Below are 13,262 nucleotides of genomic sequence, written 5' to 3'. Positions count from 1 at the left end.
GGTTGTGGGAGAGTAGGACGCCGCCGGACAATTCTTCGCAGCAGCCCCACCGCACCGCGGTGGGGCTGCTGTCATTTGCGTGTCGGTCCCACGCTGAGCAGGTGTGACTGCAGGACGTACTTCGTCCAAGAGTGCGGTTAGCCTCGTCGCATGGACCTCATTCCTAGGCTGGACCTGGTCATCATCGACTGTCCCGATGCGCTGGAGCTCGCGCAGTTCTACTCAGGTCTCCTGGGCTGGCCGATCGAGGACGGCGCAGACCAGCACTTCGCCACGCTCAGTCCGCCCGGCGGCGGCGTTTCCCCGGACCATCCAGACGGACGAGCAACGCTGGCCTTCCAGCAGATCGACGACTGGATAGTGCCCACGTGGCCGGGCGGCGAGCACCCCCAACAGTTCCACCTCGACTTCAGCGTCGGCGATATCGACGCTGCCGAACCACAGATCCTTGCTCTCGGGGCTCGTGTCCACGAGCATCAGCCCTCTGAGGACGGCGGGTTCCGTGTGTACCTCGACCCGGTAGGTCACCCCTTCTGCTTGATCCGGTGACCATTTCCACACGCAACCCGCCGATCTCGGCAAGCGAGAGTGTGGAGCCTTGGATCAACCTGCTTCATCGCAGACTCCACACTTTTCGACCCACCTCACCAGCGGAGGCGGCGCCGGCTACTCCGCCGTGCGCTTGCCGGCGCAGTAGCTGTCGGCATAGCCGGGGGTGCCGGGACGGCAGTACGACGACTGCGCCAGGGTCGTGCTCAGCACCACGGTCAACACCGACAGCGACAGCAGCAGTGCCCCCGCAGCCGCGAGTCGCAGCGGTCGACGCCGCCCGCGCGCCCGCACCAGCACGGCTACCCCGATCGCGGCCAGCGCCCACTGGGCCAGCCCGCCGGCGTTGATCCAGCGCCCGGTCGCCGTGCAGGGCGGGCAGCCGGCGGGGGAGCAGCTGTAGCTGTTGGTGCAGTCGGTCATGGTCGCGAAGCCCACTGCGAACCACCCGGCGGTGCCGAGCACGATCGACGTCGCGACGGCGAGCAGGACGAGGGCTGTGGCCGCCACCCGGCCTGCGGTGCGCCCCGGGGAGCTGTGCTCGTGGTCCATGGGACGAGCCTGGGCCTCGCCCCGTCGTGCCGCATCCGTACGCGTGCTCAGACCTGCCTCGCGTGCCGGCCCCGGTGGTTCTCCACAGATCCGTTCCGGTGCCCCCACGCGGGGCCGGTGCCCGCGAGGATGGTGGTCAGGAGGTGGTGCGGATGCCCACGGTGGAGACGGTGCAGGACACGGACCCGGTCAACGAGGTGCGCCTGCAGGGGAGGCTGGCCCAGGACCCCCAGCTGCGCGAGCTGCCCAGCGGCGACCGGCTGTGGACCTTCCGGGTCGTGGTCGGTCGCCCGCCCCGGCCGGCTGCGGCCGAGGGACGCGGCCCGCGCGGGTCGGTGGACGCGATCGAGTGCGCGGCGTGGGACGCCCGGGTGCGCCGCAGCGTGGAGCGCTGGCACGCCGGTGACGTCGTGGCGGTGGAGGGCGCGGTGCGCCGGCGCTTCTTCCGCAGCCCGGCCGGCACCGCCTCCCGGGTGGAGGTCGAGGTCAGGTCGGGTCGCCGGATCCGTCGCGCACCGGCCGCATGAGCACACCGACGCTCGGCTTGGGCTGGAAGGACGTGGCTTTCTCGGGCAGCAGGCGGCCGGCGCGCAGGACCGTCATCACCTCGTCCAGCTCGAGCGCCGGCAGCAGGACCGCGGTGCCCGACCCGGCGTCCGCGCCCGCGAGCGCCTGCTCCGCGGTGTGCAGGTGGTCGGTGCCGGTCTCCGGACGCCCGTGCTCCCGCAGGGCGGGCAGCAGGTCGTGGTGGAGCAGCTCGACCGGCAACCGGTCCTCCGGCACCCGCACCCAGGCGGCCTCGCGGGAGTCGGCGAGCACCAGCACCTGGCGGTCCAGGGCGGCCAGCGCCGCGCCGCGGCCGCCGGTGCGCACGCTCAGCCCGGCGTCGCGGGCCAGGGCGACCAGGTCGGCGACCTGGACGCCGCGCAGCAGCCGGTGGATCGCGCCCAGGAAGAGCGGGGTGTCGTCGTGGTCGACCAGCATGGCCAGCCCCCGGCCCCAGGGCCCCTCGGCCCCGTGCTCGGCGCAGAGCCGCAGGTAGGCGGCATAGCGGTGGTGACCGTCGGCGATCAACGCCTGGGTGCCCGCGAGGGACTCGTCGAGCTCCCGGGTCGTGCCCGGGTCGGTGACCGCCCATGCCCGGTGCTCCTGACCGGTCGGGTCGTCGATCTCGACGTCGGGCTCGGCGGCCACCACCCGCTCGACCAGCGCCCGCAGGCGCGGGGTGGCCCGGTGGGCGAGCAGGATCGCTGCCGGCTGCAGCTGCATCTCGGCCATCCGACGCTCGAGCTCGTCGACCTGGGCGGGGAGGACCCGTTCGTGCGGCAGCACCGCGGGGGCGGTGCCGGGGACGGCCGGCCGGGTCAGGTCGAGCGCCCCGACGATCCCGCGCACGGTCATGCCGCGAGCGGTGTACTCGTGCACCCACACCGCCGGGCTCGTCTCCTCGACGGCCAGCCCCTCGCGCAGCCAGCCGGCCAGCCGTCCGGGGACGCGGTCGTGCGGGTGGGCGAAGGCCCTGGCCCCGGCCGCCGTCCCGACCCGGTCGGCCGCCAGGTGCAGCGCCCGGAAGGGGTGCAGCCTCACGGGTCCGGCGAGGGCGGGCGGGCAGACCACAGCGCTCTCGTCCATCGGTGCATCGTAGGGTGCGCTCGGACCGACCACGGGAAGGGGACACACGTGCTGCGTGGGACACGCGAGGCGCTGACCGGCTGCCACGACCTCGCGATGCTCGACCTCGACGGGGTCGTGTACGTCGACGGGGAGGCCGTGCCGCAGGCGGCGGAGGCCATCGCGGCCGCCCGCGAGCAGCAGATTCGGGTCGCCTTCATCACCAACAACGCCTCCCGCACCCCCGCCACCGTCTCCGCACACCTGCGCCGGATCGGTGTGCACGCCGACGACGCCGACGTGGTCACCTCGGCCCAGGCCGCCGCCCGGGTGCTGGCGGAGCGCCTCGGCGAGGGTGCCCGGGTCGTGGTGCTGGGCGCCGACGGGCTGCTGGAGTCGGTGCGCGCCGTGGGTCTCGAGTCGGTCGGGGTCGAGGACGACGCCGACGCGGTGGTCACCGGCTACGGCCCCGACGTGCTGTGGCGCGACGTGATGCGCGCCGCCGTGCGGATCCGCGAGGGCCTGTGGTGGGTGGCCAGCAACACCGACCAGTCCATCCCGACGTCGTACGGCGTCGCGCCCGGCCACGGTGTGCTGGTGGAGACGCTCCAGCGCTTCAGCGGCGTCGAGCCCGTGGTCGCCGGCAAGCCCGCCCGGCCGCTGCTCGACGAGACCGTGCGCCGCGTCGGGGGCGAGCGGCCGCTCATGGTGGGGGACCGCCTCGACACCGACATCGAGGGTGCGGTCGGCACCGGCATCGAGGCGCTCCTGGTGCTCACCGGGGTCACCGACCTGCCGACCCTGCTGGCCGCCCGCGAGCAGGAGCGGCCCACCTACCTGCACCCCGACCTGCGTGGCCTCCTCGAGCCGCACCCCGAGGTCGTCGCCGACGGTGGCGTCGCGCGCTGCGGGGGCTGGAGCGCCCACGCCGAGGACGGCCGCCTGCAGGTCAGCGGCAAGGGCAGCGAGGCCGACTGGTGGCGCGCGGTCGCGGTCGCCGGCTGGGCGCACCTCGACCGCACCGGGCGGCCCGTGGAGACCGGCGACCTGGTCGGCCCCCCGAGCGCGGTCGCGCGGTAGCCTCGCCGGCATGGACGAGCACCACCCCGCGGCACCGGAGGGGCCCCGCACCGGCGTCGCGGCCGTCGACGCGGTGACGGCCTCCGTCGAGGAGCTGGCGACTCGCCCGGTCGGCGAGCACGCCGCCGTCTTCGAGGCCGCGCACGACGCACTGCGCCGCGCCCTCGACAGCGACCCCGACGCTGCCCCGACGTCCGCGCGCGAGGGCTGAGCCGGTGCCCCCTCGTCGTCTGCGCCTCGACGCGGAGCTGGTCCGCCGCGGGCTGGCCCGCTCGCGCGAGCACGCCTCCGAGCTGGTGGCCCAGGGCCGGGTGAAGGTCTCCGGCGCCGTCGCCTCGAAGCCGGCGACCGGGGTGACCACCGACGTGGCGCTCGTGGTCACCGAGGTCGAGGGCGTGCCCGACTTCGTGTCCCGCGGTGGGCACAAGCTCAGCGGTGCACTGGCGGCGTTCGGCCCGCACGGCTTCACCGTCGAGGGCCGCCGCTGCCTCGACGCCGGCGCGTCGACCGGCGGATTCACCGACGTGCTGCTGCGCCACGGCGCGGCCGAGGTGGTCGCCGTCGACGTCGGCTACGGCCAGCTGGCCTGGTCGCTGCGCCAGGACGAGCGGGTGCGCGTGCACGACCGCACCAACATCCGCGAGCTGACCCCCGAGCTGGTCGGCGGCCCGGTCGACGTCGTGGTCGGCGACCTGTCCTTCATCTCCCTGGTCCTGGTGCTCGACGCCGTGCTGTCGGTGTGCGCCGACGACGCGGACCTGGCCCTGATGGTCAAGCCCCAGTTCGAGGTCGGCAAGGACCGCGTCGGCAAGGGTGGGGTCGTGCGCGACCTCGACCTGCGCGCCGAGGCCGTCGCCACCGTCGCCGCCGCGGCGGCCCAGCGGGGCTGGGGCGCGGTGATGGCCACCACCAGCCAGCTGCCCGGCCCGTCGGGCAACGTCGAGTTCTTCCTGTGGCTGCGCCGCGGCCCCGCCCGCGTCGACGCCGACGACCTGGCCCGCCTCGTGCGGGGCGAGGACCCGGTGGGGGACCCGGGTGAGAGGGTGGAGGAGTGAGCCAGCCCCCCGTGCGACCGTCGTCCGCCCCCGTCGACGGCGACCGCCCCGCGCGCCGGGTGCTGATGCTGACCCACACCGGCCGCGACGAGGCCCGCAGCGTGGCCCACGAGGTCGCCGGCGCCCTGGCCGGCCACGGCATCGTGGTGCGCATGATCGCCCGCGAGGCCGACGACCTCGGCGTCGCCGGTGACGTCGAGACCACCCAGACCGAGGCCGGGGCCAGCGACGACTGCGAGCTGACGCTGGTCATCGGCGGCGACGGCACGATCCTGCGCGCCGCCGAGATCGCCCGCGAGGCGGGCACCCCGGTGCTGGGGGTCAACCTGGGCCACGTGGGCTTCCTGGCCGAGGCCGAGCACGACGACGTCGCCTCGGTCATCGACGCCGTGGTGGCCCGCCGCTACAGCGTCGAGGACCGGATGAGCATCGACGTGCAGGTGCTGCGCGACGGCGAGGTGGTGACCTCCACCTTCGCGCTCAACGAGGCCAGCGTCGAGAAGGCCGCCCGCGAGCGGATGATCGAGGTGGTCGTCGAGGTCGACGGCCGCCCGCTCTCGCGCTGGGGCTGCGACGGGGTCGTGTGCGCCACCCCGACCGGCTCCACCGCCTACAACTTCTCCGCCGGCGGCCCGGTCGTGTGGCCCGGCGTCGAGGCGCTGCTGATGGTGCCGATCAGCGCGCACGCGCTCTTCGCGCGGCCGCTGGTGGTCGCGCCGACCTCCGTCCTGGCCGTCGAGGTGCTCGCGCGCACCGACTCCGCCGGGGTGCTGTGGTGCGACGGGCGGCGCGCGGTCGACCTGCCCCCGGGCGCCCGCATCGAGGTGCGTCGCGGCGAGCGGCCGGTCCGCCTGGCCCGGCTGCACCAGGCACCCTTCACCGACCGGCTGGTCGCCAAGTTCGGGCTGCCCGTCGAGGGCTGGCGCGGCTCGGCGGAGCGACGGCGCAGGGGGCAGGACGCATGATCGAGGAGATCCGGATCAGCTCGCTGGGCGTCATCGACGCCTCCACGCTCGAGCTCGGCCCCGGCCTGACCGTCATCACCGGTGAGACCGGTGCGGGCAAGACGATGATCGTCACCGCGCTGGGGCTGCTCCTGGGCGGACGCAGCGACAGCGGCGCCGTGCGCCTGGGCGCCCGCAGCGCCCGGGTCGAGGGCGTCGTCGCGGCCGCCGACCTGCCCGGGCTGGTCGCCGCGGTCGAGGAGGTCGGCGGCGAGGTCGAGGACCAGCGCGTCGTGCTGGCCCGCAACGTCTCGGCCGAGGGCCGCTCCCGCGCCTTCGTCGGCGGCGCCGGCGTCCCCGTCTCGGGGCTGGCCGCGGTGGCCGAGCCCCTGGTCGCCGTGCACGGGCAGTCCGACCAGCACCGGCTGCTGCAGGCCCGCGCCCAGCGTGGCGCCCTCGACCGCTTCGGCGGGGCGCCGCTGGCCGACCTGCTCGCCCGGTGGACGGGGCTCTTCGACCGGCTGCGCGAGGTCGAGGGCGAGCTGGACGACGTGGTCGCCCACGCCCGCGAACGCGTCCGCGAGGCGGACCTGCTGCGCTTCGGGCTCGGCGAGGTCGAGGCCGTCGCGCCCGAGCCGGGCGAGGAGGAGCAGCTGGCCGCCGAGGAGACCCGGCTCGGCTTCGCCGACACCCTGCGCACCGCCGCCGAGCAGGCGCGCGAGGCGCTCTCCAGCGAGGACGGCGCGCCGGACGCGCTGGCCACCACCTCAGCCGCCCGCACCGCCCTCGAGGCGGTGCGCGAGCACGACGCCGAGGCCGGGGCGCTGGCCGACCGGCTCGCCGAGGTCATCTACCTGCTCTCCGACGTCGCCGCCGACGTGGCCGGCTACGCCAGCCGCATCGACGTCGACCCGGCCCGGCTCGCCGGGGTCTCGGAGCGCCGGGCCGCGCTGACCGCGCTGACGCGCAAGTACGGCGACACCGTCGAGGAGGTGCTCGCCTGGGCGGAGCAGTCCGCGGCGCGGCTCCTCGAGCTCGACGGCACCGACGAGCGGATCGAGCAGCTGCGCGCCGAGCAGGTCCGCCTGCGCGAGGAGCTCTCCGCCACCGCCGAGCAGCTCACTGCTGCGCGCTCGCAGGCCGCCGAGCGGCTGGCCACCGAGGTCACCGCCGAGCTCGGGCTGCTCGCGATGCCGCACGCGCGGCTCACCATCGCCGTGCACCAGCACGAGACCGGTGCCCCGGCCGAGGGCGAGCTGCCCACCGGTGCCCCGCTGCGGGTCGGGGGGCGCTGGCTGCGCTACGCCCGCTCGGGCGTCGACGAGGTCGAGATGCTGCTGGCCGCCAACACCGGCAGCGAGCCCAGGCCCCTGCACAAGGGCGCGTCGGGCGGTGAGCTGTCGCGGGTGATGCTGGCCCTCGAGGTCGCGCTCGCCGGCACCAGCCCGGTGCCGACCTTCGTCTTCGACGAGGTCGACGCCGGGGTCGGCGGCGCAGCCGCCGTCGAGGTCGGCCGCCGCCTCGCCCAGCTCGCGCGCTCCGCGCAGGTGCTGGTGGTGACCCACCTGCCGCAGGTCGCGGCGTACGCCGACCGGCACGTGGTGGTGCGCAAGTCCAGCGACGGCAGCGTCACCAGCTCGGGTCTGACCCTTCTCGACGACGACGCCCGCGAGGTCGAGCTGTCGCGGATGATGGCCGGTCTCGCCGGCTCCGACACCGCGGTCGCCCACGCCCGCGAGCTGCTCGAGGTCGCCCAGCCGGCCCGCGCGCTGGCCTGAGACCCGGGTCACACGGGCGGGCGGCGACACGGCGCCCGCCTTCGACGCAGCGACCCGTCGCGGTGCGACAGTGGAGCGATATGAAGCTCTCGGTCCGCCGTCGCCCGGCCCCCGTCCTGCCCGGCCTCACCGCCACCGCCCGCGTGGAGCGCCGCCCACGCACGCTGCTGTCGCGGCTGCGTCCCGGCGACGTCGCGGTCGTCGACCACAGCGACCTCGACCGCGCCACGGCCCAGTCGCTGGTCGACGCCGGCGTCGTGGCCGTGGTCAACGCGGCCCCGATGATGTCGGGGCGCTACCCGGCGCAGGGCCCCGGCCTGCTGGCCCAGCACGGCGTGCTGCTGCTCGACCGGGTCGGTGCGGCCGCCGGCGGTGTCGAGGACGGCAGCAGCGTGCGGTTGCACGAGTCGGCGCTCCACCTCGACGACGGCCGGGTGCTCGAGGGGCGCCTGCTGGCGCTGACCGACCTGGAGGAGGAGACCGAGCGGGCCCGGCTGGGGCTGGCCTCCCAGCTCGAGGCGCTGACCCACAACGCCGCCGAGCTGCTGCGCCGCGAGGAGGAGCTGCTCCTGCACGGGCGCGGCCTGCCCGCCCTGGCCACCCGCTTCGAGGGACGCGCCGCCGTGGTGGCGGTGGAGGGTCCCGAGCTGGCCGCTGAGCTGGCGCTGGTGACGCCCTACGTGCGCGAGCAGCACCCGGTCGTGATCGCGGTGCACCAGGCCGCCGACCGCCTCGCGGCCGCCGGCCTGCAGCCCGACGTGGTCGTCGTCGACGGGCGCAGCGACCTGGACCCGCCCCGGGCCGCGACCCTGACCGCCGCCGCCGACGTGGTGGTCGTCGTCGCCCCCGGCGACGGGCACGCCACCACCGCTGCGGTCGAGCGGGTCGGGGTGCGCGCAGCGACCCTGAGCACCACCGCGACCGCCGAGGACGCGGCCCTGCTGCTGGCCAAGGCCGGCGAGGCCAGCCCCGTGGTCGGGGTCGGCCTGCACGCCGACCTCGAGGACTTCCTCGACCGCGACCGCGGTGGCGTCGCCAGCACCTACCTGACCCGCCTGGCCCTCGGCCCCCGCCTCGTCGACGCGACGGCGGTCCCGCTGCTCTACTCCGGTCGCGTGCGGCCCCGCCACCTCTACGTCGTGATGCTGGCCGGGCTCGTCGCGCTGCTGTGCGCCCTGGCCGTCACCCCGGTGGGCCAGGAATGGGCCGCGTGGTGGGGCGAGCGCCTCGCCGGCTGGGCCGACCGTGCCGGCTCCCTGACCGACCGACTCACCGATCTCTGAGGTAGCACCGTGATCACCTACCGCCACCACGTCGTCTCGCTCGTCGCCGTCTTCCTCGCCCTCGCGGTCGGGGTGGTCCTCGGCGGCGGACCGCTCGCCGACGCCGGCGACGGCGCGGGCGACGAGACCCCCGCCAGCGCCGCCGTCCCGCAGACGTCCCTCGGCGACTACGCCGACACCTTCGCCGCCACCACCGCCGGTGCCCTGCTCGACGGGGGGCTGGAGGGACGCTCGGTGGCCCTGGTCGCCACGGGAGGCCCCGACGACGAGGTGCTCGGCGCGCTCACCGCCCACGTCGAGCAGGCCGGGGGAGAGGTCGCGGCCCGCTACGAGCTCCTCGACCGGCTGGTGGGCGGGTCCTCGACCTCGCTGGTCGACACCCTCGGCAGCCGCCTGGTCGACGAGGTCGACGACGGCGCCATCGACCCCGACGCGCCGGCGTACGACCGGCTCGGGCAGCTGCTGGGGCTCGCGCTCGCGACCTCGGCGCCCGAGGGCACCCCCGCGGGCGGCAACGCCCGCACCGTGCGCCAGGGGCTCGCGGGAGCCGACCTGCTCAGCACCAGCGACCCCGACGCCGACCGCGCCCCGCTGGTGCTGCTGGTGCTCGGTGACGACACCGACCCCGACGTGCTCTCCGGCCTGGTCTCGGGGCTGGCCACCGTGGCCGGCGGGACCGTCGTGGCCGCGGGCTCCACCTCGGCGCGCGAGGGCACCCTGGCCGCGCTGCGCGAGGACGGCACACCCGGGGGCGTGCTCAGCGTGGACGGCGTGGAGACGCCCGCCGGCCAGGTCACCGCGGCCCTCGCGCTGCTCGCCGCGACCGGCGGCGCCGGGGGCGACTACGGCCCGGCCGGCGAGGACGGTGCGGTCCCCGTCACCTGAGCGCGAGTCGGGTTCGGAACCGGCCCCCGGCTGAAGTAGGGTGGAGTTCCGTGAGGAACTCAGGCCCGACCAAGCACGTGTTCGTGACCGGAGGCGTCGCCTCCTCGCTCGGGAAGGGACTCACGGCCTCCAGCCTGGGTCGGCTGCTGCGCTCGCGCGGCCTCCGGGTGACGATGCAGAAGCTCGACCCGTACCTCAACGTCGATCCCGGGACGATGAACCCGTTCCAGCACGGCGAGGTCTTCGTGACCGACGACGGCGCCGAGACCGACCTCGACATCGGCCACTACGAGCGCTTCCTCGACACCGACCTGTCGCAGATCGCGAACGTGACCACCGGGCAGGTCTACTCGCAGGTCATCGCCAAGGAGCGCCGCGGCGACTACCTCGGCGACACCGTGCAGGTGATCCCGCACATCACCAACGAGATCAAGGACCGGGTCCTCGCGATGGGCGGCGAGGACATCGACGTCGTCATCACCGAGGTCGGCGGCACCGTCGGCGACATCGAGTCGCTGCCGTTCCTCGAGGCCGCCCGCCAGGTGCGCCACGACGTCGGGCGCGACAACTGCTTCTTCATCCACGTCTCGCTGGTGCCCTACATCGGCCCCTCCGGCGAGCTGAAGACCAAGCCCACCCAGCACTCGGTGGCCGCCCTGCGCCAGGTCGGCATCCAGCCCGATGCCATCGTGTGCCGCGCCGACCGCGAGCTGCCGGCCTCGATCAAGAGCAAGATCGCGCTGATGTGCGACGTCGACGACGAGGCCGTCGTCACCGCCGCCGACGCGCCCTCCATCTACGACATCCCCAAGGTGCTGCACCGCGAGGGCCTCGACGCCTACCTGGTGCGCCGCCTCGACCTGCCCTTCCGCGACGTCGACTGGACGCTGTGGGACGACCTCCTCGAGCGCGTCCACCACCCCGAGGAGGAGGTCACGATCGGCCTGGTCGGCAAGTACGTCGACCTGCCCGACGCCTACCTCTCGGTCGCCGAGGCGCTGCGCGCCGGTGGCTTCGCGCACAGCGCCAAGGTCAACCTGCGCTGGATCGCCTCCGACGAGTGCGCCACCCCTGCCGGCGCCGCCAAGCACCTGCAGGACGTCGACGCCGTCTGCGTGCCGGGCGGCTTCGGCATCCGCGGGCTCGAGGGCAAGGTCGGCGCCCTGACCTACACGCGCACCCACGGCATCCCCACCCTCGGGCTGTGCCTGGGCCTGCAGTGCATGGTCATCGAGTACTCCCGCGAGGTGCTGGGCCTGGAGAAGGCCGGCTCGACCGAGTTCGACCCGCAGACCCCCGAGCCGGTCATCGCCACGATGGCCGAGCAGGTCGACATCGTCGACGGGGAGGGCGACCTCGGCGGCACGATGCGCCTGGGCCTCTACCCGGCCGCCCTCAAGGAGGGCTCGGTCGTGCGCGCGGCGTACGGACAGGCCGAGGTGCACGAGCGGCACCGGCACCGCTACGAGGTCAACAACGCCTACCGCGACGACCTGGAGTCGGCCGGCCTGGTCTTCTCGGGCACCTCGCCCGACAACAACCTCGTCGAGTTCGTCGAGCTGCCGCGCGACGTGCACCCCTTCTACGTCTCCACCCAGGCGCACCCGGAGTACCGCTCGCGGCCCACCCGCCCGCACCCGCTCTTCGCCGGGCTGGTCGGCGCGGCGATCACCCGCCAGCGCGAGCTGCGCTTCCCGATCGACGAGAAGGGCCTGCGCCGCAAGCCCGCCGACGACTGACGTCGGTGCCCACCGGTAGCGTCGCCTCCATGGACCACCCGCCGCTGCGAGACGTCCCCACCACGTGGCCGGTGACGGCCTCGGCCGACCTGCACCGCGACGGCTGGGTGGTCGCGCTGCGCGAGGACCACGTCCGGCGCCCCGACCACCCCGACGAGGAGCCGTTCCGGCGCGTGGTGCTCGAGCACCCGGGTGCCGCGGTGGTGCTGGCCGTCGACGAGCGGGAGCGGGTGCTGTGCCTGTGGCAGTACCGCCACGCCGCGGCGCACCGCTTCGTGGAGATCCCCGCGGGGCTGATGGACGGCGACGACGAGGACCCGATCGAGGTGGCGCGGCGCGAGCTGGCCGAGGAGGCCGGGCTGGCGGCGGGGGAGTGGACCCACCTGGTCTCGACCTACGCCTCGCCGGGCATCTCGGCCGAGCTGGCCCACATCTACCTGGCGCGCGACCTGACCGAGGTCGGGCGCGGCGACTTCGAGCCCCAGCACGAGGAGGCCGAGATGGAGGCCGCCTGGGTGCCCTTCGACGACCTGCGCGCCGGGGTGCTCGAGGGTCGACTTTGTGACGCACCTCTCGTCATCGCGATACTGGTCGCGCACGCCCGCGGACTCGCGGGGACCGCTCGGCACGACGGGGTGCCGGGACCCGTGCAGGAAGAAGGAGCAGGCAGATGAAGGTCGGCGTCCCCAAGGAAGTCAAGAACCACGAGTACCGGGTGGCCATCACGCCCCTGGGTGTCAACGAGCTGGTCGCGGCCGGCCACCAGGTGGTGATCGAGAAGAACGCCGGGCTCGGCTCCCAGGTCACCGACGACGAGTACGTCGCCGCCGGTGCGGAGATCCTGCCCGACGCCGACGCCGTGTGGGGCAGCGCCGACATGATCTTGAAGGTCAAGGAGCCGGTCGCCGAGGAGTACCACCGGATGCGTGAGGGGCAGGTGCTCTTCACCTACCTGCACCTGGCCGCCGACAAGCCCCTGACCCAGGAGCTGCTCCAGCGCAAGGTCACCGCGATCGCGTACGAGACCGTGCAGCTCGACAACGGCGCGCTGCCGCTGCTCTACCCGATGTCGGAGGTCGCCGGCTGCCTGGCGCCCCAGGTCGGCGCCCACTCGCTGCTCAAGGCCCAGGGCGGGCGCGGCGTGCTGCTCGGCGGCGTCGGCGGCGTGGCGAACGCCAAGGTCGTCATCATCGGCGCCGGCGTCTCGGGCCAGAACGCCGCCAACATCGCGCTGGGCATGGGCGCCGACGTCACCCTGCTCGACACCGACCTCGAGAAGCTGCGGATGTCGTTCTGGCGCTACAACAACAAGGTGCACGGGCTGGCCTCCTCCAAGCTCGCCATCGAGCAGCACGTCACCGAGGCCGACATGGTCATCGGTGCGGTGCTGATCCCCGGCGCCGCGGCCCCCAAGCTGGTCTCCAACGAGCTGGTCTCGCGGATGAAGCCCGGCTCGGTCCTCGTCGACATCGCCGTCGACCAGGGCGGCTGCTTCGAGGACACCCGGGCCACCACGCACGCCGACCCGACCTTCCAGGTGCACGACTCGGTGTTCTACTGCGTGGCCAACATGCCGGGCGCCGTGCCGACCACCTCGACGTACGCCCTGACCAACGCGACGATGCCGTACGCCGTCGCGCTGGCCAACAAGGGCTGGCGCCAGGCGCTGGTCGACGACCGCTCCCTGGCCAAGGGCCTGAACACCCACGACGGCCAGCTGACCAACGAGCCCGTGGGCGCGGCGACCGGCATCGACGCGGTGGGCCTGGAGCAGGTGCTCTCCTGA

14 protein-coding genes are annotated in these 13,262 nt (G+C 74.6%); 12 read left to right on the top strand and 2 right to left on the bottom strand.

The window, feature by feature from the left end:
- The first annotated feature begins 150 nt into the window (after positions 1-150).
- The gene (locus tag OCU29_RS19170; RefSeq protein WP_261821177.1) at positions 151-549 is read left to right on the top strand and encodes a VOC family protein; all 399 of its coding nucleotides are present in this window, start codon (positions 151-153) and stop codon (positions 547-549) included.
- A gap of 117 nt (positions 550-666) precedes the next feature.
- Here the strand turns inward: OCU29_RS19170 and OCU29_RS19165 are convergent, their stop codons facing one another.
- Complete coding sequence (locus tag OCU29_RS19165) at positions 667-1,101, bottom strand: hypothetical protein (protein ID WP_261821176.1); 435 nt, start codon at positions 1,099-1,101, stop codon at positions 667-669.
- Between the two features lie 152 nt (positions 1,102-1,253).
- Here OCU29_RS19165 and OCU29_RS19160 point away from each other — a divergent pair, with 152 nt between their 5' ends.
- Entirely contained in the window at positions 1,254-1,628 is a 375-nt protein-coding gene (locus OCU29_RS19160) for a single-stranded DNA-binding protein (protein WP_179616442.1), read from the top strand.
- Here the strand turns inward: OCU29_RS19160 and OCU29_RS19155 are convergent.
- Positions 1,588-2,733, bottom strand: coding sequence for a DUF1015 domain-containing protein (locus OCU29_RS19155; protein ID WP_261821175.1), 1,146 nt, complete (start codon positions 2,731-2,733; stop codon positions 1,588-1,590). The genes OCU29_RS19160 and OCU29_RS19155 overlap by 41 nt on opposite strands.
- A gap of 48 nt (positions 2,734-2,781) precedes the next feature.
- Here OCU29_RS19155 and OCU29_RS19150 point away from each other — a divergent pair, with 48 nt between their 5' ends.
- The 10 genes from OCU29_RS19150 (at position 2,782) to ald (ending at position 13,262) form a co-directional block, all read left to right on the top strand.
- Positions 2,782-3,792: an HAD-IIA family hydrolase gene (locus tag OCU29_RS19150; RefSeq protein ID WP_261821174.1), complete on the top strand. Its 1,011-nt coding sequence runs from the start codon at positions 2,782-2,784 to the stop codon at positions 3,790-3,792.
- Positions 3,793-3,802: 10 nt separating this feature from the next.
- Positions 3,803-4,003, top strand: a complete 201-nt coding sequence (locus tag OCU29_RS19145) for a hypothetical protein (RefSeq protein WP_261821173.1) — start codon at positions 3,803-3,805, stop codon at positions 4,001-4,003.
- 4 nt (positions 4,004-4,007) lie between these two features.
- Positions 4,008-4,847 (top strand): TlyA family RNA methyltransferase, encoded by an 840-nt coding sequence (locus tag OCU29_RS19140; protein WP_261821172.1) that lies wholly within the window; start codon positions 4,008-4,010, stop codon positions 4,845-4,847.
- 65 nt (positions 4,848-4,912) lie between these two features.
- On the top strand, positions 4,913-5,812 hold the full coding sequence (locus tag OCU29_RS19135) for an NAD kinase (RefSeq protein WP_179617488.1): 900 nt from the start codon (positions 4,913-4,915) through the stop codon (positions 5,810-5,812).
- Positions 5,809-7,569 (top strand): DNA repair protein RecN, encoded by a 1,761-nt coding sequence (recN, locus tag OCU29_RS19130; RefSeq protein ID WP_261821170.1) that lies wholly within the window; start codon positions 5,809-5,811, stop codon positions 7,567-7,569. Before OCU29_RS19135 ends, recN begins: the two co-directional genes overlap by 4 nt.
- Positions 7,570-7,649: 80 nt before the next feature.
- On the top strand, positions 7,650-8,852 hold the full coding sequence (gene steA / locus OCU29_RS19125; RefSeq protein ID WP_261821169.1) for a putative cytokinetic ring protein SteA: 1,203 nt from the start codon (positions 7,650-7,652) through the stop codon (positions 8,850-8,852).
- 9 nt (positions 8,853-8,861) lie between these two features.
- Positions 8,862-9,737 carry a copper transporter gene (locus OCU29_RS19120; RefSeq protein ID WP_261821168.1) on the top strand — a complete coding sequence of 292 codons (876 nt, stop codon included), beginning with the start codon at positions 8,862-8,864 and terminating at the stop codon, positions 9,735-9,737.
- Positions 9,738-9,787: 50 nt separating this feature from the next.
- Positions 9,788-11,476, top strand: a complete 1,689-nt coding sequence (locus OCU29_RS19115; RefSeq protein WP_261821167.1) for a CTP synthase — start codon at positions 9,788-9,790, stop codon at positions 11,474-11,476.
- A 29-nt stretch (positions 11,477-11,505) separates the two neighbouring features.
- Positions 11,506-12,150 carry an NUDIX domain-containing protein gene (locus OCU29_RS19110; protein ID WP_261821166.1) on the top strand — a complete coding sequence of 215 codons (645 nt, stop codon included), beginning with the start codon at positions 11,506-11,508 and terminating at the stop codon, positions 12,148-12,150.
- Positions 12,147-13,262 (top strand): alanine dehydrogenase, encoded by a 1,116-nt coding sequence (gene ald / locus OCU29_RS19105; RefSeq protein WP_261821165.1) that lies wholly within the window; start codon positions 12,147-12,149, stop codon positions 13,260-13,262. Before OCU29_RS19110 ends, ald begins: the two co-directional genes overlap by 4 nt.

The sequence above is a fragment of the Nocardioides sp. OK12 genome, assembly GCF_024341885.1.
Taxonomy (GTDB): Bacteria; Actinomycetota; Actinomycetes; order Propionibacteriales; family Nocardioidaceae; genus Nocardioides; species Nocardioides marinisabuli.
The sequence above is the reverse complement of the archived record's forward strand: the minus strand, read 5'-3'. Positions and strand labels throughout refer to the sequence as shown.

Bases quoted from the DNA above. Each gene is read 5' to 3' on its own strand.
- recN (WP_261821170.1), top strand. From the start codon at position 5,809: ATGATCGAGGAGATCCGGATCAGCTCGCTGGGCGTCATCGACGCCTCC.
- OCU29_RS19160 (WP_179616442.1), top strand. From the start codon at position 1,254: ATGCCCACGGTGGAGACGGTGCAGGACACGGACCCGGTCAACGAGGTG.
- OCU29_RS19135 (WP_179617488.1), top strand. From the start codon at position 4,913: ATGCTGACCCACACCGGCCGCGACGAGGCCCGCAGCGTGGCCCACGAG.
- steA (WP_261821169.1), top strand. From the start codon at position 7,650: ATGAAGCTCTCGGTCCGCCGTCGCCCGGCCCCCGTCCTGCCCGGCCTC.
- OCU29_RS19155 (WP_261821175.1), bottom strand. From the start codon at position 2,733: ATGGACGAGAGCGCTGTGGTCTGCCCGCCCGCCCTCGCCGGACCCGTG.
- OCU29_RS19110 (WP_261821166.1), top strand. From the start codon at position 11,506: ATGGACCACCCGCCGCTGCGAGACGTCCCCACCACGTGGCCGGTGACG.
- OCU29_RS19165 (WP_261821176.1), bottom strand. From the start codon at position 1,101: ATGGACCACGAGCACAGCTCCCCGGGGCGCACCGCAGGCCGGGTGGCG.
- OCU29_RS19170 (WP_261821177.1), top strand. From the start codon at position 151: ATGGACCTCATTCCTAGGCTGGACCTGGTCATCATCGACTGTCCCGAT.
- ald (WP_261821165.1), top strand. From the start codon at position 12,147: ATGAAGGTCGGCGTCCCCAAGGAAGTCAAGAACCACGAGTACCGGGTG.
- OCU29_RS19145 (WP_261821173.1), top strand. From the start codon at position 3,803: ATGGACGAGCACCACCCCGCGGCACCGGAGGGGCCCCGCACCGGCGTC.